Source organism: Pantoea sp. CFCC18177 (assembly GCF_059412425.1).
Map to the genome: position 1 here is coordinate 82,634 of NZ_JBNBPL010000004.1, position 19,832 is coordinate 102,465.

General features: G+C 52.4%; 16 protein-coding genes. 8 read left to right on the plus strand and 8 right to left on the minus strand.

What is annotated here, in order from left to right; translation table 11 throughout:
• Nucleotides 1-202: 202 nt before the first annotated feature.
• The 3 genes from treZ to glgX are packed head-to-tail and all read left to right on the plus strand — an operon-like array spanning nt 203 to nt 6,602.
• Complete coding sequence (gene treZ, locus ACPUC8_RS05930; protein ID WP_494925755.1) at nt 203-1,987, plus strand: malto-oligosyltrehalose trehalohydrolase; 1,785 nt, start codon at nt 203-205, stop codon at nt 1,985-1,987.
• Nucleotides 1,984-4,479, plus strand: a complete 2,496-nt coding sequence (treY, locus tag ACPUC8_RS05935; RefSeq protein ID WP_494925756.1) for a malto-oligosyltrehalose synthase — start codon at nt 1,984-1,986, stop codon at nt 4,477-4,479. The genes treZ and treY overlap by 4 nt, the downstream gene beginning before the upstream one ends.
• Nucleotides 4,480-4,526: 47 nt before the next feature.
• Nucleotides 4,527-6,602 (plus strand): glycogen debranching protein GlgX, encoded by a 2,076-nt coding sequence (glgX, locus tag ACPUC8_RS05940; RefSeq protein ID WP_494925757.1) that lies wholly within the window; start codon nt 4,527-4,529, stop codon nt 6,600-6,602.
• 32 nt (nt 6,603-6,634) lie between these two features.
• Here glgX and ACPUC8_RS05945 read toward each other — a convergent pair whose 3' ends face one another.
• Entirely contained in the window at nt 6,635-6,973 is a 339-nt protein-coding gene (locus ACPUC8_RS05945; protein WP_039331946.1) for a helix-turn-helix domain-containing protein, read from the minus strand.
• Complete coding sequence (locus ACPUC8_RS05950; RefSeq protein WP_494925758.1) at nt 6,945-7,352, minus strand: type II toxin-antitoxin system RelE/ParE family toxin; 408 nt, start codon at nt 7,350-7,352, stop codon at nt 6,945-6,947. The genes ACPUC8_RS05945 and ACPUC8_RS05950 overlap by 29 nt, the downstream gene beginning before the upstream one ends.
• 281 nt (nt 7,353-7,633) lie before the next feature.
• Here ACPUC8_RS05950 and ACPUC8_RS05955 point away from each other — a divergent pair, with 281 nt between their 5' ends.
• The 3 genes from ACPUC8_RS05955 (at nt 7,634) to ACPUC8_RS05965 (ending at nt 10,899) form a co-directional block, all read left to right on the plus strand.
• The gene (locus ACPUC8_RS05955; protein ID WP_039331944.1) at nt 7,634-9,271 is read left to right on the plus strand and encodes a methyl-accepting chemotaxis protein; all 1,638 of its coding nucleotides are present in this window, start codon (nt 7,634-7,636) and stop codon (nt 9,269-9,271) included.
• Between the two features lie 138 nt (nt 9,272-9,409).
• Entirely contained in the window at nt 9,410-10,558 is a 1,149-nt protein-coding gene (locus tag ACPUC8_RS05960) for an MFS transporter (protein ID WP_494925853.1), read from the plus strand.
• Between the two features lie 185 nt (nt 10,559-10,743).
• Nucleotides 10,744-10,899 carry a hypothetical protein gene (locus tag ACPUC8_RS05965; protein WP_494925759.1) on the plus strand — a complete coding sequence of 52 codons (156 nt, stop codon included), beginning with the start codon at nt 10,744-10,746 and terminating at the stop codon, nt 10,897-10,899.
• 12 nt (nt 10,900-10,911) lie between these two features.
• Here the strand turns inward: ACPUC8_RS05965 and fliD are convergent, their stop codons facing one another.
• Nucleotides 10,912-12,327, minus strand: a complete 1,416-nt coding sequence (gene fliD, locus ACPUC8_RS05970) for a flagellar filament capping protein FliD (protein ID WP_039331940.1) — start codon at nt 12,325-12,327, stop codon at nt 10,912-10,914.
• Nucleotides 12,328-12,667: 340 nt separating this feature from the next.
• Between fliD and licT the strand changes: the two genes are divergently transcribed.
• A complete protein-coding gene (licT, locus tag ACPUC8_RS05975) occupies nt 12,668-13,531 on the plus strand; it encodes a BglG family transcription antiterminator LicT (protein ID WP_039331938.1) in 864 nt (287 codons plus the stop codon).
• 30 nt (nt 13,532-13,561) lie between these two features.
• Here the strand turns inward: licT and ACPUC8_RS05980 are convergent, their stop codons facing one another.
• The 5 genes from ACPUC8_RS05980 to ACPUC8_RS06000 form a co-directional block, all read right to left on the minus strand.
• Nucleotides 13,562-14,956 carry a glycoside hydrolase family 1 protein gene (locus ACPUC8_RS05980; RefSeq protein WP_039331936.1) on the minus strand — a complete coding sequence of 465 codons (1,395 nt, stop codon included), beginning with the start codon at nt 14,954-14,956 and terminating at the stop codon, nt 13,562-13,564.
• Between the two features lie 15 nt (nt 14,957-14,971).
• Nucleotides 14,972-16,840, minus strand: coding sequence for a PTS beta-glucoside transporter subunit IIABC (bglF, locus tag ACPUC8_RS05985; RefSeq protein WP_039331934.1), 1,869 nt, complete (start codon nt 16,838-16,840; stop codon nt 14,972-14,974).
• Nucleotides 16,841-17,045: 205 nt separating this feature from the next.
• A complete protein-coding gene (locus tag ACPUC8_RS05990; protein ID WP_494925760.1) occupies nt 17,046-17,768 on the minus strand; it encodes a YoaK family protein in 723 nt (240 codons plus the stop codon).
• Between the two features lie 115 nt (nt 17,769-17,883).
• Nucleotides 17,884-18,561 carry a response regulator gene (locus ACPUC8_RS05995; protein WP_494925761.1) on the minus strand — a complete coding sequence of 226 codons (678 nt, stop codon included), beginning with the start codon at nt 18,559-18,561 and terminating at the stop codon, nt 17,884-17,886.
• A 194-nt stretch (nt 18,562-18,755) separates the two neighbouring features.
• The gene (locus ACPUC8_RS06000) at nt 18,756-19,355 is read right to left on the minus strand and encodes a helix-turn-helix transcriptional regulator (RefSeq protein ID WP_039337226.1); all 600 of its coding nucleotides are present in this window, start codon (nt 19,353-19,355) and stop codon (nt 18,756-18,758) included.
• 203 nt (nt 19,356-19,558) lie between these two features.
• On the opposite strand from ACPUC8_RS06000, the gene ACPUC8_RS06005 reads away from it, so the two are divergent.
• Nucleotides 19,559-19,744, plus strand: a complete 186-nt coding sequence (locus ACPUC8_RS06005) for a con-10 family general stress protein (RefSeq protein WP_072016973.1) — start codon at nt 19,559-19,561, stop codon at nt 19,742-19,744.
• Nucleotides 19,745-19,832 lie beyond the last annotated feature (88 nt).

Below are 19,832 nucleotides of genomic sequence, written 5' to 3' on the forward strand. Positions count from 1 at the left end.
TCACTTCCCCATTCATTAGCGAAGCGCGACGCGTCGAAAATTTCCTAAACCCGCTGAGCAGCGCCAGAAAAGGCGAAAATATCGACTATGATCTGTTCTCAGTCCCGTCGTGCCGTCCCAATTTGAGCCATAGATCTTTCTACGGAACGCTAACCGCTTGATGTCGTCCATCGCCCTTGCATGGGCTAAACGAGGCAATTGAATGGAATTCAGATCATTTGAGAAATCCTGGGGTGCGGAGATGCAGACGGATGGCAGCGTGCTGTTCCGCCTGTGGGCACCTGGTCAGCAACAGATTACCCTGCGCATTGCCGATGGCGAGCATCCTATGAATGCCATCCATGACGGCTGGTTTGAACTGCAACGCCACGATACACCACACGGCACAGCCTATCACTACGTGCTTGCCGATGGCACCGTCGTGCCCGACCCCGCTTCCCGTGCACAACAATCGGATGTTAACGGCCCTTCACTGGTGATCGATCCGCGCCATTACACATGGCAGCATCAGGATTGGCGCGGTCATAAATGGCATGAGACGGTGGTGTATGAACTGCATATTGGCACCTTTACCCCTGAAGGCACCTTCCAGGCGGCGATCGCTAAACTGCCGGGCTTAAAAGCATTGGGTATCACCATGATTGAGATACTTCCGGTATCGCAATTTGGTGGCTTACGCGGCTGGGGCTATGACGGTGTGTTGCTGTATGCGCCCCACGCCAGCTATGGGTCGCCTGATGATTTTAAAGCGTTGGTCGATGCCGCTCATGCGCAAGGCTTATCGGTGGTGCTCGATATCGTGCTCAACCATTTTGGTCCTGAAGGCAACTATTTGCCGCTGCTGGCACCGGACTTCTTCCATCAAGAGCGCATGACGCCTTGGGGTGCGGGAATCGCTTACGACGTCGATGCGGCTCGCCGTTATATTGCTGAAGCGCCGCTCTACTGGCTGCAGGAATACCATCTTGATGGTCTGCGGTTTGATGCCATCGACCAGATTGAAGATGCTTCCAGCAAACATGTGTTGATTGAGATAGCTGAGCGCATTCGTCGCGATATCACCGATCGACCTGTTCACCTCACGACAGAAGATTGTCGTAATGTCACTTTCCTTCACCCGCGTGATAAACAGGGTAACGCTCCACTGTTTACCGGTGAATGGAATGACGACTTCCACAATGCCATCCATGTGTTCGCTACCGGCGAAACCCACGCTTACTATCAGGATTTCGCCGAGGTTCCGGAAAAACTGATTGCACGCATTCTGACTGAAGGCTTCGCTTATCAGGGTGAGATCTCGCCACAAAGCGGCCAGAGACGTGGCGTGCCCAGTGCTGGACAGTCACCGGTCACCTTCGTGGATTTTATCCAGAACCACGATCAGGTCGGCAACCGTGCGCAAGGCGACCGGTTGATTACGCTGGCAGGGTCTGACCGCACCAAAGTGCTGCTCGCAGCGCTGTTGCTGTCCCCACACATCCCTTTGCTGTTTATGGGCGAGGAATATGGCGAAACCCATCCGTTCCTGTTTTTCACCGATTTTCATGGTGATCTGGCTAAAGCCGTGCGTGAAGGCCGCGCCCGTGAATTCACCGGCCATGCCGGACACGATGACAACGTCCCCGATCCCAACGCGGAACAGACCTTTATCCAATCCAAACTCGACTGGCAGAAACTGCAGAGCGGGGAAGGTCAATCCTGGTGGACGTTCACCCAGCAGCTGTTGCAGCTCCGTCAACAACACATCGTACCGCTGCTGGCGACCGCTGGCGGCCACAGCGGCAAGGTGTTAACCACCGCCAAAGGGTTTGTGGCGGTGAGCTGGCAGTTCCCAGAAGGCGAGCTGTCGATGGCGTTCAATATCAGCAAACAATCTCACAGGTTACCGACTTTGCCCGGTGACACGCTCTTTGCCTGGCCACAGGAAAGCTCATCTTTACCCCAGCACGCTATTGTTGTTCGCCTGAAAAAGGAAAAATCCGCATGATGGTGCCTACCGCCACTTATCGCATTCAGTTCCGTAATGGCATGACTTTTGATCGTGCGATTGAACTCATTCCGTATCTGCAACAACTCGGTATCAGCCATCTGTATGCCTCGCCAGTCTTTACCGCTACTGGCGAATCCACGCACGGTTATGACGTCACGGATGCCAATGAAATTGATCCGGCGATCGGCGGTCGTGCAGGATTTGATCGCTTGTGCGCGGCACTTCAACAGGCCCATCTTGGGTTGATCCTGGATATCGTCCCGAATCATATGGCGGCCTCGCTGGAAAACGCCTGGTGGCGGGATGTGATTGAGCATGGCGAACAGAGCGCTTACGCACGCTACTTCGATATTGACTGGTCACGCCGCTTAACGCTGCCGTTCCTCGGCGAGGATTTTGCCACTGTGCTGGAAAAGGGTGAATTAAGCGTGCAGCCCCATCCCGAAACCGGACATCCGTCGCTGGCGTACTATGATAGCTTCTATCCGCTCACGCCCGCCAGTTGGCAGGGTCGCGCCGATGAGGTGCTGGCGATCACTGACCACGCCGCGTTAGATGCGTTACACCAGCAGCAGCCGTGGCAGTTGATCAACTGGCGCGATGCGCGACGTGACCTCTCCTATCGTCGTTTCTTTGAAATTACCGGGCTGGTTGGCGTGCGCGTAGAAGATGAAGCGGTGTTTGATGCGTCACATCAGCTGATTCTGGAACTGGTACACAGCGGTGCCGTGAACGGTTTGCGTGTCGATCACATCGATGGGCTGGCCGATCCACAAGGATATCTAAATCGTCTGCGCCAGGCCGCCGGGCCAGACTGCTACATCACGGTAGAGAAAATTCTGGCAGAAGGTGAACTGATCCCCGATGAGTGGCCGATTTCTGGCACCACTGGCTATGAATTTATTGCCTCGCTGTCCCATGCGTTGATTGACGATACACAGATCGATGCGCTGCACCTGGCCTACGAAGTTGCCACGGAAGAGAGGAACGACGTCAGTGCGGGGTTGCGTGCGGCGCGCGAGTTGATGGTAGACCGCAATTTTGCCGGTGAGTTTGGTCGTCTGTTGGCGCTGGCCACCCGCATCGCCAGTGACGAGCAACGCAATTTCGGTGAAGCAGAATTGCATGTCGCGCTGCGTGAAGTGCTGATCGCTTTCCCGGTGTATCGCACCTACGGTCGTCACAGCGGAATGCCGTTGGCTGGCGAAGAATTGCTGCAGCAAGTGTTGGAGACGGTGAAGTTCAGTGCGTCGCCGGTGGCACTTAGCTTTGTGCAGGCCATCTTGCTTGGCGCGTTGTCGGAACGCAGTGAGCAAGATGCGGCGGAATTCCGTTCGCGGTTCCAACAGTTAACCGGGCCATTAATGGCGAAATCAGTCGAGGACACGCTGTTTTTCCGCAACCACGTGCTGCTGGCTATTAATGAAGTGGGGGCAGAGCCGTTACCGCACGCCTTCTCACTGCAACATTTTCACCATGAGATGCAAACCCGGTTACAGCAGCAACCCGACGCGCTCTCAACCACCTCAACCCACGATACTAAACGCGGCGAAGATGCCCGCGCACGGCTTTATGCGTTAAGTGAATGCCCCGCAGCGTGGGCAGAAAACGTGGCTCGCTGGCGTGAGCTCAATCAGTCACAGGTTGTACAACTGCAGGATGGCCCGGCACCCGAGCCAGCCGTTGAATGGATGCTGTATCAGGCACTATTGGGGGCCTGGCCCGCGACGTTACAACCGCAAGATGCAACGGGACTGGCAGCACTGGAGGCGCGTATTTTACCCTTTATCGAAAAAGCGCTGCGTGAGGCCAAACTTCGCACCGACTGGGCCGAATCGAATGAGCACTATGAGCAGGCGGTATTGGCTTACGCACGCCATATGTTGTCTCCTGCTCATCCCGCGTTTTTACAGGATTTCAGCCAATCCATTCAGCCATTGATCGCCACCGGGATGATCAACAGTCTGACTCAGACGGTGATCAAACTTACCGCTCCCGGCGTACCGGATATTTATCAAGGTAGCGAAGCCTGGGATTTCAGTCTGGTCGATCCCGACAACCGCCGTGAACCCGATTTTGCCACCTTACAGCAGCAACTGGATACGCAGAGTAAACCTGATTTCAGCCAGCAGAGTGATTGGTTGAGCGGCAAGCTCAAGCAGCAGGTTATTGCCGCAGTTTTACAGCTGCGACGCGATATCCCGACACTGTTCCGCTTTGGCGATTATCAGCCGCTGTATGCCATCGGTGCCAGTGCGGAACATGTGATTGCTTACGCGCGGCAGGACAGCAACCACGCTCTGCTGGTGGTAGTGCCGCGTCTGATGTTGGAAGGTTCAGGTTGGTCGCAAGCCACTCTGTTGCTCCCTGAATCGCTGGCTCATCGTCAATATCGAAATCTGTTTAATGGCGAAATGCTGTCGCTTAACGAACAACTTTCTCTTGAAAACGTGCCGTATCACGCGCCGCTGGTGCTGATCGCCAGCTAAGTGTGCCTAACAATCTGCATTTCTGTTCATTGGGTGGAGTGGAATCAATGTCTAACGGTAAGCCTTTGGAAATCACTGCCGGTTCGGGTCTGCAACTGGGTGCGAACTATGATGGTGCGGGGGTTAACTTCGCCCTGTTCTCGGCGCACGCTGAGCGAGTTGAATTATGTCTGTACGATGAGAGCGGGCAGCACGAAATTGCCCGTTTCGATCTGCCGGAAAATACCCATGAAGTCTGGCATGGCTATGTGCCCGGTTTACCCGCGGGCGCGCTGTATGGCTACCGCGTACACGGGCCGTACGATCCGGAAAATGGTCACCGCTTTAACCCGAATAAATTACTGCTCGATCCCTATGCGCGTGAGCTACGCGGTGAACTCGAATGGAACGATGCGCATTTCGCCTACGATCTGCATCATGAAGACAAAGACCTGACCTTTGACGAGCGTGACAGCGCGCCGTTCACGCCCAAATGTCGCGTCATCGATCCCAACGAGTTTGACTGGCAGGATGGCAATCGCCCGATCATTCCCTGGTCACAAACCGTGATTTACGAAGCACACGTCAAAGGATTCACTAAGCTTAATCCGGCTGTGCCTCCTGAAATGCGCGGCACCTATGACGGGATGAGCAACAAAGCCACGGTGGACTACATTAAGAGTCTTGGCGTTACTACGATTGAACTGTTGCCGGTTCACGGTTTTCCGGACGATCAACATCTGCTCGATAAAGGGTTGAAGAACTTCTGGGGCTATAACTCGCTGGCCTTTTTTGCCCCTGCGTCCCGCTACTTTGGCCCACGCGGCATTCAGGGCTTCCGCGATATGGTGCGCGCCTTCCATGATGCGGGTATTGAGGTGATCCTTGATGTGGTTTACAACCACACCGCCGAAGGTAACGAACTTGGCCCAACGTTATCCTTTAAAGGTATCGATAATTTCTCTTACTACCGCACGCTGCCGGATCAGCATCGCTATTACATCAATGATACCGGCACCGGCAATACGGTGAACACTTCACATCCTCGTGTGCTGCAAATGGTGATGGACTCGCTGCGCTACTGGGCTGAATCGATGCACGTCGATGGTTTCCGTTTCGATCTCGGGACCATTCTGGGCCGTGAGCCCGAAGGATTCGACCAGCGCGGCGGCTTCTTTGATGCCATGACGCAAGACCCGGTACTATCCAAATTGAAACTGATTGGCGAGCCGTGGGACATCGGTCCGGGCGGTTACCAGGTGGGCGGTTTCCCGCCGGGTTGGGCGGAGTGGAACGACAAATACCGTGATACGGTGCGGGAATACTGGAAAGGCGATAATGTCTCGACCGATTTTGCCGCACGCTTGCTGGGATCAGGTGATCTCTACGATCAACGTGGCCGTCGCCCGTGGGCCAGCATTAACTTCCTCACCGCTCACGATGGCTTCACGCTGAACGATCTGGTTTCGTACAACGAGAAGCATAATGAGGCCAACGGCGAAGACAATAACGATGGCCATAACGACAACAGTTCCTATAACTACGGTGCGGAGGGCCCCACCGACGACGAGGGCATCAACACCGTACGTGAACGGCAAAAACGTAATTTCCTCACCACCTTACTGTTCTCACACGGTACGCCTATGCTGTTGGCGGGTGATGAGTTTGGCCGCAGCCAGATGGGCAACAATAACGGATATTGTCAGGACAGCGAGATCTCGTGGCTGCACTGGGAGAATCTGCCGGAATCCGCTGATGCGCTGCGCGAGTTCACCCGTCAGTTACTGGCGCTGCGAGCCAAACAGCCGCTGCTAAGGCGTGAAAGCTGGCGCGATGGCATGGACATTAAATGGTTTAACGCCGGTGGAGGTTTCCAACAGGCTGACCAGTGGGATGATGGCGTGACGCTGGGCGTCTACCTGGGCCGGGCTGATTTACAGGAAGAGGAAGGCATCTGGCATGATGTGCTGATGCTGTTTAATCCGTTTGAAGGCAATGTGCCCTTCCGCATTCCGCAATTTGGTGAAGGCGGCTGGGTACTTGAACTCGCCACCTCCGACACTGCCCAAAAGGGCCTCGTCATCACCAAAGAGAAGGACTTTGAGCTGGAAGGCCGCAGCATGGCGCTGTTTAGACGACCTTGACGTTTAAAGGGAAGCTGTTTACAGCTTCCCTTTTAAAAACTAAATGCATCCGGCCCCTTAGCCGCGAGGGTGTTAAGGATACGCAATGCAGGGCCACTCGGCTTAATCTCGCCACGCTCCCATTTAGAAACGCTGTCTACACTCATCCCTAAAGTGTAAGCCAGTAAGGCCTGACTCAGACCATACTGAATGCGCATGCGTTTAATTTCCTGGCCAGACATATCATGTACAGCTGCGACGCGTTGACGATATTCACTGGCCGAAATGCGCGTTGCAATCTGCTCGACGTCCCCATCGGAGAGTAAACCTAATGCGCGTAACTCTTCGGCATCCTCGATCATTTCATTTAATGGTACTGGCGTCGTTTTCATCGCAATTCACCTCTCTGAATGTGCCACTCATCTGAAGCTTTAGCAGGTCTGCTGCACTGGCCTGTAAATAACCTTTGGCAAGAATTTTATACGTGGCAAGGACATCATCCTGAAATTCTTTGGCGCTTTTACTGCTCATTTCACACTTGGACCAGCCATCATCAAAAAACAGTGTGTTGCCCCGTTTGAAGAAAATGACCGAACGCGCTCCTCCACGCTTTCCGGCAGTGAGAGCTATGCGCTTTTTGATGACGCCACCCCCCAGATCTGCTTCAAACTCGCCTCTTTTAACCTCTGCCTCCGCATGGCACAGATCATCGTCATAGAGGCCTGTTTTCTTAAAACTGCGGTCAAATCGTTTGTGAACATAAATCGCCATTCCTTAGCTCCCGAAAACCCGTAATGATTATTATAGTAACTGTTACGGCATCGTATCAACATCGAGATTGACGACTTTCTTAAGGTGCCTCTCAAAATAAATGGCACTACAAAACCAGCAAAACGGTTAAAAATGTTACGTCTCCGCAGCGAATGATGCGACCCCTATCACTCGCCGATAAAAAAACCTTAACGAATTCTCGCAATCTGCCGATGGTTATTAATCTGCCCGACTCCCTGATTTTCCTGAACCAGGGGTGCTTTTAGATTAAGGATAATAAGATGAACATCTCCCAGCGTCTTTTGCTGACCCTCTCCATGTTATTTGGCGCCATCATCCTGCAGGCCGTGCTGGCGATCTCGTTGCTATCCGGATTTCAGGACCGTTTTGAATTTGTGCAAACCAACGCCATTCCTTCGATTAAGGACCTTGGCAAACTCATTGACCAAAGTAACCAACTGGCGCTGACGCTGTATAAGCATCAGAGCCAACTGCACGACAGCAATATGCCCACGGTGGAACAACAGATCGATCAGCAAATTAAGGGATTAAAAGCGCTGACGGATTACTACATGAGCAACGATATCTCCAATGATGAAGATAAACGCCTGACTAACGTCGCCTTTGACAATATTCAACAGGTTACCACTCAGCTACCGGCCTTTCTGGCCGCTTCACGCGCACATCAAAATGAAATTAGCCTGGGCTTGTTGGAGGGGAACAGCGGCATTGGCGCGGCAATCCGCCAGATGATCAGTGATTATCAAAAACAGCTTGCGCTGAATATTGCCGTAGGTGATGAACTGCGCGCCACCAACCGCAGCACCTTCCATTTTGTGTTGTGGACCACCATTGCAGGCGTCGCCGCTACCGTGGTGATTTTTGGCCTGTTCTCCCTGTTTACCGTGATGCGCATTCGCCGAAGCTTGAGCGCCGTAGGTCAGGTGATGTTAACCGCCAGCGAAAACCTGGATTTGACCCTGAGCGCAGATGAGAGCCGCCGCGATGAAGTCGGCAACATGGCGCACTCGTTCAATATATTGATGCAGCGCGTGGCGGACGCCCTCGCTTCGGTGCGTAAAGCGTCACAATCTGTCAGCAGTGCCTCAGTTCAGATTTCAGCAGGCAATGAAGATCTTTCCGCACGAACAGAGCAGCAGGCGGCTTCACTGGAGCAAACCGCAGCCAGCATGACGGAGCTGAGTGAAACGGTGCGCCAGACGGCAGATAACACTCGCCAGGCGAGTCAACTGGCCGCTAACGCCAGCGTGCTGTCTGAAAAAAGCGGCGCATCGCTGACCACCATGCTTTCCACCATGGACGAGATTCGTGGCAGCTCACGTAAGGTCACAGAGATCGTATCGATTATTGAAGGCATCGCTTTCCAGACCAACATTCTGGCACTTAACGCCGCCGTTGAAGCGGCCCGCGCGGGAGAACATGGCAAAGGCTTTGCCGTCGTCGCGGGCGAAGTGCGCAGTCTATCGCAACGCTCCAGTAACGCGGCACGTGAAATCAAACTGTTGATTGAGGATTCACACCGCTTGACCGAGGCCGGTGCCACTCAGGCCAGTGATGTTGGTCGCAATATGGACGTGATGAATGACGCCATTCATCAGGTGAGCCAATTGGTGGGAGAGATCGCTGCAGCCGCCGTGGAACAGAGCCAGGGTATTGCGCAGGTGCAACAGGCCGTCAATCAGATGGATGATGTAACCCAGCAGAACGCCGCACTGGTTGAACAAGCGGCTTCGGCTTCACAATCTCTGCAAGGACAGGCCAGCACCCTGAATCAGCTGGTGAGCAAATTCCATGTTAACGATACGCAGGACGTTGCTCAGCCCGTTTTGATTAAGGCCCCGCAGCCCAGGCCGCAACGGTTAACCGTGGTCAACGACGCCGACTGGCAGAGCTTTTAATCGGGATCCCTCCGCGTAGTCAACGTGGGGGGTGATTTATCGCCCATAACGCACTACCCTTCTGGGTTTCATCAAGGAGGAGTGATAACCGTGACTTCAGCGCAACTGTTACGCGGTAAATGGGCGATATATGGCCTGATGTTTTTACCCGGTTTTACCTGGGCTTCCTGGGTTAGCCGCACACCTTACATGCGCGACATTCTCCACGCTTCGACGGAAATGATGGGCATGATTCTGTTTGGCTTTTCCTGTGGCTCTATGCTTTGCGTGTTGCTGGCCGGAAAGTTGATTGCGCATTTTGGTACCAGCCGGGTGATGCGCTACGGCTTTGCCTTGTTGTTATTCGGCATTGCGGTAATGCTGAGTTCGCTGCTGCTGCATAATGCTTACGCGGTGTTCGCCAGTCTGGTGCTGCTCGGCGGAGGAACCGCACTGGTCGATGTGGTAATCAACGTTGAAGGGGCAGCCTTTGAACGTCTGATAGGCAAGTCGATTATGACCACCATTCATGGTTTCTTCAGCTTTGGTACGCTGATTGGTGCATTGTCGGGGCTCGCCATGACGGCCGCCGATATTAGCATCACGTGGCACTTTGCGCTGATGCTGTTGGTCAATCTGCTTATCATCTCTGCTGCCCTGCCTCATCTACCCGCCACCAGCGACAGTGAAAGAAGCGAACATCAACACAGCGGCGGTTTCCTCGCCCAGGTATGGCATGAGCTGCGCGATCGCCAACTGCTGGTGCTTGGCGTTGTCATCCTGGCGATGGCTCTGGCTGAAGGCTCCGCCAACGACTGGCTGCCGTTGCTGATGATAGACGGTCACAATCTCAACCACACGCAGAGTACGCTGGTTTACGCGGGATTCACCGCAGGAATGACCGTGGGACGCTTCCTGGGTGGCTATGTGGTGGATCGCCTCGGCCGCGTTTGGGTGCTACGTGCCAGTGCCTTTTCAGCCGCACTGGGCCTGACGATGGTGATTTTCTCCAACAACTCATGGCTGGCCGCAGCAGCGGTGTTGTTCTGGGGGGTTGGCGCATCGCTTGGCTTCCCGCTGACCGTTTCAGCAGCAGGCGATGGCAAAAATAGTGCCATTCGCGTCACCCTCGCCGCCACCCTCGGCTATCTGGCCTTTTTAGTAGGCCCGCCAGGACTGGGCTTTATTGGCGAACATGCAGGCCTGCGTATGGCGATGTTGCCGGTACTGGTGATGGTGTTGTTGGCTTTGGTGTGTGCTGGCGCGGCGGGAGCAAAACAGGTTGAGAAGGCCAGAACCTCGGCCTGAGTGAATATCCATGCTTTTCTAACAATGCGCACCCGGGCTGATGAGCAGGCTGGGGCCGCACCGGGGATGGCATCCGCAGCGCTGAACGGAATGAGTCGGCCAGGAGAGCCCGCAGGACGCGGGCGAAAGGTGGCGCTGGAACATGGATGTTCCATCGGCACCGGTCCGTAAGGCAGACGAGTGAAGTGAAGGCACCGCGTAGCGGCGCGAGGACCGCCAGCCCCGGTGCGGTCGCAGACGGCGTTATCGTCAGTCGCTTAACTGACAAGCATTACGCCATGTATGGCGACCGCCAGGCGACTGGCCAGCGTCACGCCCTACTGGCCGCACCAACAACTTAACGAACTGGCAGATTATTTTTTGCTACTGTTGCTGATATTTTCGAATTGCTGGGTGAGATAGGTGCTGGTGTTATTCAACACACTGACCATCTTATCCAGATTGGTGAACTGGGTTTTATAGCGAGCAATTTTGTCATCAATACGCTTACTCGAAGTGTTGTACTGATCCGTCAATTGATTCAGCTTCTTACTGATGCTATCGGTTGCGCCCTGCAACACCCCTTTGCTGCTGAGAAACGCGGTAAAGGTGGTGTCCAGCACAGTTGTCACGCCGGTTTTCTTGCCGTCGCCAGTAAACATATCGCGAACGCCATCCGGGCGTACATTCATTGCACTGGTGAGCTTAGTCGCGTCCAGTTTCAGTTTTCCGTCGGTCGGGTCCGTGGTAATTCCTGCCTGACTCAAGGTTTTATACACGCCTGAACCTGATGAATTCGCCAGAATACTTTTTAGCTGCGTCTGAATGTTACGCAGCGTGCCGTCGCCCAACAATGCGCCGTTTTTAGTGTCCTGATCCTTCCCTGCATCTACCGGCGTGTATTTTGTCAGATTGCCGATGGTGTCTTGCAGAGAGTTGTAAGCATTGACCCATTCGGTAATCGCCGTTTTGGCTTTGCTGGTATCGCTGCTGACCGTTAACGTCTGGTTGCCGGTGGTTTGGTCATTCAGCTTCAGCGTAATGCCTTCAACAGCATCGGTGATGGTGTTGCTGCTGCTTTCGATCGGAACATTATTGACTGTCAGGCTGGCATTCTGCGCCTCAACACTCTGCTTCAACCCACTGTTCGTCTGATCGGCCGCATCAAAACCAATAAAACTGTGCAGTGTGTCGTCACCGGTCACGCTTAACGATTTCACCGCGTGCTCTGTGCCAGTGGCAGAAGAGGTCAGAGAGAGACGAAACTCCGTGCTGGAAACCTTGATCAGACTGGCGCTGATACCGACATTTGACTTGTTAATGGTGTCACGCAGTGCAGACAGTGATGTCTGCTCTTTAGAAAGCGTGATGCTGTGCTCTTTGCCGTCTTCGGTGACAAATTTTAGCGTGCGTGACGCCGCATCGCTGCCGATGGCGGTTTTCACATCATTCGATTTTTCACTGGTCAGGGTTTGTGACTGCGCCAGATGCGCCACGCTGACGGTGTATTTTCCGGCCAACGCATTGCCATTGGTATCGGCGCTGAACGCGCTGGAGCTGGAAGTCGTCGAGGTGGCCGTGTACAGCGCGGCATCTTTTAACTTGGTGTTCGCCGTCTGGAAAGCCTGAATTGCAGTTTTCAGTGTGCCATAGGCAGACAGCTTCGCCGTCGCGGCGGACTGCTGCTTCGAAATGGGCGCCAGCGACTGCTTTTCCGCCGCTGTCAGCTTGTCCAGAATAGTGCTTAAACCCAATCCTGAACCCACACCTAATGTTGAAATCCCGGCCATGTACGTAACTCCTGTTATTTTGACGTTACGGTACTATCGGCAACTTAAGGCAAACCTTAAATAAAAACTGATCATTTCCTTACACTATCCTTACGAACAACCTTACCTTTCGCACTAAACCAGTGCAGAAGCCGCATTGCAGGCGGGTTTGCGGTGTTGCACAGCAAAATGTCCGCTCTTAATAAAACATGACGTAACTCACATTTAAGGGTCACCACACTTGTCGGAAAAGCTGGCCCGATTATGATCCTGGCAGATTGTTACTGCGTGCAACGCAGGCAAAACCTGACACGCCGTCCTCCCGGTGGGTCGGGTTTTTTCTTTTTTCAGGGCAGACAAAATGAAAATCGCAAAAATACTCAACAATAACGTCGTGGTCGTGCTGGGTGAACACGGCAAAGAGCAGGTGGTCATGGGACGCGGACTGGCCTTTCAAAAACGCGTGGGAGATGCGCTGGATACCCAGCAGATTGAGAAGGTGTTTGCGCTGCAAAGTGATGGGCTCACCGGGCGATTAAGCGAATTACTTTCGGATATCCCACTGGAGGTGATTACCACCAGCGAACTGATAATCGCAAATGCGCGGCAGCAGTTAGGTCAGCCTTTGCATGAGAGTCTGTCCATTGCACTGTGCGACCACTGCCATTTCGCCATCGAGCGTCATCAGCAAGGTATTCCCATTCGAAATGTGCTGAAGTGGGAGATTAAAACGCTCTATCCCAAAGAGTATCAATTGGGCATTGAGGCGCTGGCACTCATCAACACACGCCTGGACGTGGCGTTGCCTGACGATGAAGCCGCGTTTATTGCCCTGCATCTGGTGAATGCGCAACTCGGCAGCGACTTCGCGGATGTCTCACATGTCACCCAATTCATGCAGGAAATCTTGCACATCGTGAAGTATCGATTGCAGCTTGATTACCGTACCGACAGCCTGAGTTATAACCGCTTCGTCAATCACCTGAAGTTTTTCGCCCAACGCATGCTCGGAAAACGCGGTGTCTGCAGTGAAGATGAGTCTTTGCATGACGTGGTCAGGGATAAATATCCCCTCGCTTACCAATGCTCAGTGAAGATTGATCAACATATCCAACAGAAATATTTGTATGCCCTGTCGACGGAAGAACGCATGTTTCTCACGATTCATATCGAGCGCGTGCGCAAAGAGACGCTGGCCTTGCAGGAAGATGCCGATGAGGCATAAAACCGGGCGCGGCTGCGCCCGGTAATCGTATTACTTTAGGGCCTCGCCATGGCTGCGAATCACGTCCTGATACCAGAAGAAACTCTTCTTACGCGAGCGCGCCAGCGTGCCATTGCCGGCATCATCACGATCGACATAGATAAAGCCGTAACGCTTGGAGAACTCAGCCTTGGAAGCGCTGACTAAATCAATCGGCCCCCAGCAGGTATAGCCCATCACCTCGACACCATCCTCAATCGCCTCACGCACCTGTACTAAATGGTCATTGAGATATTGAATGCGGTAATCATCATTAATACTGCCATCCGCGTCGACTTCATCTTTAGCTCCCAGCCCGTTTTCCACAATAAACAGCGGCTTCTGGTAGCGGTCATACAGAATATTCAGCAGAATACGTAGCCCTTCAGGATCGATCTGCCAGCCCCACTCCGAACTGGCAAGATGCGGGTTGGGCACCATGGACAAAATATTGCCACGCGCTTTCTGGTTCTCTTCTTCATTGGTCGTGACGCAACCGGTCATGTAATAGCTGAAAGAGATGTAATCAACCGTGTTCTGCAGGTCGCGTTTATCGGCATCAGTGATGGTGATCGAAATATCGCGGTCGGCAAAAAAGCGTTTCATGTAGGCCGGATAGGCTCCGCGCACTTGTACATCGCCAAAGAACAGCCATTCACGATTCTGTTGCAGCGTCTCCAGCACATCCGCCGGGCGACAGCTCAATGGGTAGAGCAATGCCCCCAGCAGCATGTTGCCGATTTTTCCGTCCTGGACGATTTCGTGGCACGCTTTCACCGCACGTCCACTCGCCACCAGTTGATGATGAATAGCCTGATAAATAGCTTGCTGTTTGCTCTCTTCCGGCAAACCCACGCCGGTAAACGGCGCGTGTAACGACATATTGATTTCATTAAAAGTGAGCCACAGCTTCACTTTATGCTGGAAGCGGGTAAACACCGCGCGCGCATAGCGTTCGAAACAATCAATAGTGATGCGATTGCCCCAGCCACCGTATTGCTTGATCAATCCGTAGGGCATTTCGTAATGCGACAGCGTCACCAATGGCGTGATGTTATATTTCGCCATCTCGTCAAACAGGCGATCGTAAAATGCCAGGCCCTCTTCATTCGGCTCAGCTTCATCACCCTGAGGGAAAATACGCGTCCAGGCGATTGAGGTCCGTAGCACGGTAAAACCCATCTCAGCGAACAGCTTAATGTCTTCCGGGAAGCGATGATAAAAATCAATCGCGGTGTCCTTGATGCCAAAATCATCACCGCTGCGCTCCACGCGCGCACCGAATATCCCTTTAGGTTGCAGATCTGAGGTCGACAGCCCTTTGCCGCCCGCCTGCCAGGCACCTTCAACCTGATTGGCAGCAACAGCGCCACCCCATAAGAATGCGTCTGGGAAACGTGTAGTCATTTTCTTGCTCCTTGGTTATTTCAGTACGGCCAGCAACGGCGAGCCTTCACTCACCGCTCGGTTGTTAAGGGTCAACACATCAATGAAGTCATCACTGTTACTCACCAACACCGGCGTGGTGAGATCGTATCCCGCGGCTTTGATTGCCTTGATATCGAACTCCAGCAGTACGTCGCCTATTTTCACCGGCTGATCGTTTTTGACCTGCGGATGAAAATACTGTCCGTCGAGTTTTACGGTATCGAGCCCAACGTGAATCAGCACCTCTGCGCCTTGAGCGGACGTCAGACCAATCGCATGACCGGTTCGAAACATCGATGACACCACGCCATCTACTGGTGATACTACGCGCCCGACTTGTGGAATGATGGCTGCGCCTTTACCCAGTAAGCCGCTGGAGAAGGTTTCATCTTTTACGTTGTTCAGCGGAATGACCTCGCCCGTTATCGGGCTCAGCACGCTTTCACGGCGCGTGAGTGGCGTTGCCGCGGGCAAAACGGTGGGTTCCGGGACGGTAACTGTCGGCATCGGCTCCTGCAATCCGAACAGATAGGTCGTCACGCAGGCAAACAACAGGGCAACCGTCGCGCCGCCGAAGGCTGCCAATACGCTGGCGTCAATACCGCTGCCGGGCACAACCTGGATAAAGGTGAAGATGCTGGGAAAGCCGAACGAATAAATGGTGGTGTGCCAGAAGCCGAGAATGGCAGCGCCCAAGGCCCCACCAATACAGCCAAAAATAAACGGACGACGACGCGGCAAAGTGACGCCATAAACGGCGGGTTCCGTAATGCCGAAAATACTGGCAGTGAAAGCTGAGCCTGCCATTGCTTTGAGTTTCACCTCACGGGTGCGCAGGAAAATGCCCAGCGTGGCACCGGCCTGACCCAACACCGCGGGCATCAACAACGGCAACAGCGTGTCGTGACCAAAATTGGCCAGGTTGTTGAGCATGATCGGCACCAATCCCCAATGCAGACCAAAAATCACGCACACCTGCCAGATGGCTCCCATTACCGCGCCAGCCATCATTGGGCTGAGACTGTAAATCCATAAATAGCCTTCTGCCAGCATGCGGCTCAACCACGTAGCGGCTGGGCCAATGGCGAGGAAGGTTAACGGTACCGTGATCAGCAAGCAGACCAGCGGCGTGGTGAAGTTTCGTACCGCACTCGGTGAACGCGGATGGACCCAACGCTCAACCCGACTGGAGACCCATGCGGCGAAAATAATCGGAATCACCGATGAGCTGTAATTGAGGATCTCTAATGGAATGCCGACAAAAGTGAGTGGATGACCTGCCTGCTGCTGTTGCAATGCTTCCAGAATCATCGGATGCACCAGCGCCGCGGCGATCGCCATACTGACAAAAGGATTGCCGCCGAATTTTTTCCCAGCGCTGTAACCCAGTAGAATCGGCAAGAAGTAGAAAAGGCCATCACTGGCGACAAACAGCACTTTGTAACTGCCGCCGCTTACCTCCATCACACCTAACACTAACGCCAGCGCCAGCAGGCCCTTAATGATGCCCGTGGCAATCATCACCCCGATAAACGGGGTAAAGATCCCGGAAACCAGATCGATAAAGCGGGCAAATAAGTTTTGCGGTGCGTCATCTTCGGCATCAGGTTGATTATCCAGTGCATAGCGCGTAGTCAGCGCACGATATACTTCTGCCACCTGGTTGCCTATCACCACTTGATACTGACCGCCACTTTCCACCACCATGATCACGCCGGGATTGTTTTTCAGCGTCGCCGTGTGCGCTTTTTGGCTCTCTTTCAACTTGAAACGCAAGCGGGTCGCACAGTGCATCACACTAAGGATATTCTCTTTGCCACCCACACCTGCGACGATGTCATCTGCCAGTTCCTGATACTGCATCACTCTTTCTCCTGCAAAACGCCCCGAATTTCATGCAAAAAAAAACCTGAGGCGCGCCCTCTCACATCGAGAGAGGGCGCGCCTCAGGTTTTGCCTGCCGAACAGTAACAATCCTTAACGCCGGCTATCTTGCTTAGCTACAATGAAAAGTAGCAAGGAGTTTTTTAAAAATGCACTGAAAAATGTGAGATACATCAACTCTCATTCAGGAGTGAAGCAAATAACCGGCACGCTGCAACGCCGATAGCGCCAGTGCAGTGAGTAATACGCCGATAACGATTAAGAACTTATAACTCATTGCCTGAAGCAGCAAAATACCGAGCACACCACCGGCGAGAAAGGCCAGCACGGTGAAAAAGTGCAGCTTAAGACGCTCAATGTAGAGTGGTGCGTCCTTAGGGGATTCCTTACGGCGCAACACATCCAGCAACATCGCCAATTCAATGCCAATATCCGTTGCCGTGCCGGATACATGGGTGGTGCGGACACGTGCGTTGGATATGCGTGTTACCACAGCATTTTGCAATCCCATCAGAAAGCTCAGACTTAAAATCAGTAAAACACCAGATTCACTGAACCGAAAGCAGCTTTCAACCACGCCAAGTGCTAATAGTGCCACCCCTTCCAGCAGAATATTGATGGCGTAAATACCCTGAATTTTCCGCCTCCGCCCCGAGTTAATGATCATCGTTGATACCGACGAACCCGCAATAAACAGCAGCACTATCAGCAGAAAAAACAGGCCGACGTGGAAATTTGCTTTTGCCAGATGGTCGGAGAGAGAGGAGACGTTGCCGGTCATGTTGGCGGAGAAAAAACCCACCGTCTCAAATGCCGCAGTATTAAGCGCACCCGCTACCGCCGCTAGCGTACAAGCCAGACGAATATCAGTATTAAATGTACGCGTGCTCTCAGAAGTGATCAGCATGACAATTCCCGGCCCTGGTAAAAGAGGATATTTTCCTCCTGCGAACGGAAATTCTCAAGCTTCAGGGATACATGCTTTTTTCTCGATGAGACTAACGGTGTGCGCGGCAGATGTTTCAAAAGAAAAGGTCATCGCGATATTTAAACAATTCCAGATCGCTGTTGATACCCAGTTTTTTCATTCCTGCTTGTTTGTGCCCACTAATGGTCTTGCGGCTGCGCTTGAGTTTTTCTGCGATTTCGCTATTTCTCATGCCATCAAGAATGCAACGAATCACCTCCGCTTCACGTGGAGAAAGCATGCTATCCAGTCGTGATATCAAAAGATCATTCTTCTCTGCTGCCGGCATATCTAATACGGTTCCATCACATTTGCGCATTGGGATTTTGGCTAATTCGACCCCAATGTGTTCCGGGATAAAGCGCTGCCCACGACACACCACACGCAATGCCTGTAAATAGGTTTTCGCGTCTTCTCTCTTAGAAAGGTAGCCTTTTATACCGCGCTGAAATGCAGCACGTATCACTGCCAGATTTTCCATAGAGGAGTAGAGAAGAATATTTAAATGAGGGTGATGCGTGAGAATCATTTTAATCAGTGATAAACCATCCAGCTCATCGTGCCCAAGAATATAATCCAGCACCAACACATCAACCTGATGCTGCTGCAACCAGTGCAACAGGTCCCGGCTATGGCCAAAACTCCCCACGATCTGCATATCATGTTGGTTACTGACTGCCATCTCCAAAGATAACCGAATCATTGGATGGTCATCCAGCAGCACCACTGCCATTTTTTCACCTACCGGACAGCTCCTCACATTCACCCCGTCAAAGACCTGTTAAACGGCAAATGATCCGGATTTATGCTCAACGCGCATAGCGCGGTATCCGCACATTCTGAGTCAGCATTTTCTATTTCACAGGTAGGGATTCACTGACTGAGCGGCAATCAGTAAAAGCACAGAACATAACCAAAGATTGATTGTTATAAAATATTCCGATTAAAACCATACTTCATCAAACAATCATGAAACTGAACATTATTACCGCAATGCAACTTTAAGGAAATGGAGCGTTTATAATGACTGATGGTTTTATTGTTAAGATTAAGACGCATCGCGATTTCTCGCTGACTGCTGTATTGTGAAAACCACTTCAACATATTGAATTCCTGCGGTGACAATGAAGAATCCCCTCCTCTAAAACGGATATTCCCGTTGTCCTCACCTGACAGGTTTAAACCCTGAATGATTTTTTTCAAAGCAATGGCTTTAGACAAAATAATGACAGAAGACAGGCCGTTAGCAAAAAAGTTGAGCAAGGCTGAATCCGTTATTTCTGTCAAAATCACCACGTTAACATGGGGATACAACGCCTGTAGCAGACGCAGGAAGACATAAGTGGCCTCTACATCATCAACCTCGGTTTTGAGTTCAAGAATTAACGCATCAACATGCTGATATATGAGCACCTGCTTCGCTTCACTAATAGAAACACAAGCCAGTAACTGATGCCCCTTGTCATTCAGCAATGCTGATAATCCCTGCGAAGCCCAATAGTTTGCATCGATATTTAAAATATTCATGATGATTATCAGAAGAGTAAAAAAAACATTAAATCGTGAACACTGTTTTTTTTAAATCGGAGAGTAACGTTTTTTTTGTACGATAAAGCTTACAAATCAAAAATTGCGTTGCCGCTCACTGGCGCAGCGGCAGCAACACACTAAAATTATGGCGTGACTAGCTAGTCCTCAAATCTCTTGGAACATTGATACGAGGTCTTCCTATGAAACAACAGAGCTACAGAGGCGGTGCAGGGAATTTTGCTAACGATCCTGCTCGTGCGAGAGAAGCGGGCAAAGCAGGAGGCAAAGCCAGCGGAGGCAACTTCAGAAACGATCCTGAACGCGCCGTTGAAGCGGGTCGGAAAGGAGGCAAAATAAGTCGCCGTCCTCCAACGAAGTCTGAATAAAGCGCTTTAGGATGTTATCGGCCAAGGACTGGCTTCTCCCTTTTAACGAATAAAACTCCCCTGACAATCTCGTCATCCCGTTTGCTAT

Bases quoted from the DNA above. Each gene is read 5' to 3' on its own strand.
- ACPUC8_RS06005 (WP_072016973.1), top strand. From the start codon at position 19,559: ATGAAACAACAGAGCTACAGAGGCGGTGCAGGGAATTTTGCTAACGAT.
- ACPUC8_RS05955 (WP_039331944.1), top strand. From the start codon at position 7,634: ATGAACATCTCCCAGCGTCTTTTGCTGACCCTCTCCATGTTATTTGGC.
- ACPUC8_RS05960 (WP_494925853.1), top strand. From the start codon at position 9,410: ATGTTTTTACCCGGTTTTACCTGGGCTTCCTGGGTTAGCCGCACACCT.
- glgX (WP_494925757.1), top strand. From the start codon at position 4,527: ATGTCTAACGGTAAGCCTTTGGAAATCACTGCCGGTTCGGGTCTGCAA.
- ACPUC8_RS05990 (WP_494925760.1), bottom strand. From the start codon at position 17,768: ATGCTGATCACTTCTGAGAGCACGCGTACATTTAATACTGATATTCGT.
- ACPUC8_RS05995 (WP_494925761.1), bottom strand. From the start codon at position 18,561: ATGGCAGTGGTGCTGCTGGATGACCATCCAATGATTCGGTTATCTTTG.
- fliD (WP_039331940.1), bottom strand. From the start codon at position 12,327: ATGGCCGGGATTTCAACATTAGGTGTGGGTTCAGGATTGGGTTTAAGC.
- ACPUC8_RS05950 (WP_494925758.1), bottom strand. From the start codon at position 7,352: ATGGCGATTTATGTTCACAAACGATTTGACCGCAGTTTTAAGAAAACA.
- treY (WP_494925756.1), top strand. From the start codon at position 1,984: ATGATGGTGCCTACCGCCACTTATCGCATTCAGTTCCGTAATGGCATG.
- bglF (WP_039331934.1), bottom strand. From the start codon at position 16,840: ATGCAGTATCAGGAACTGGCAGATGACATCGTCGCAGGTGTGGGTGGC.
- licT (WP_039331938.1), top strand. From the start codon at position 12,668: ATGAAAATCGCAAAAATACTCAACAATAACGTCGTGGTCGTGCTGGGT.
- ACPUC8_RS05980 (WP_039331936.1), bottom strand. From the start codon at position 14,956: ATGACTACACGTTTCCCAGACGCATTCTTATGGGGTGGCGCTGTTGCT.
- treZ (WP_494925755.1), top strand. From the start codon at position 203: ATGGAATTCAGATCATTTGAGAAATCCTGGGGTGCGGAGATGCAGACG.
- ACPUC8_RS06000 (WP_039337226.1), bottom strand. From the start codon at position 19,355: ATGAATATTTTAAATATCGATGCAAACTATTGGGCTTCGCAGGGATTA.
- ACPUC8_RS05945 (WP_039331946.1), bottom strand. From the start codon at position 6,973: ATGAAAACGACGCCAGTACCATTAAATGAAATGATCGAGGATGCCGAA.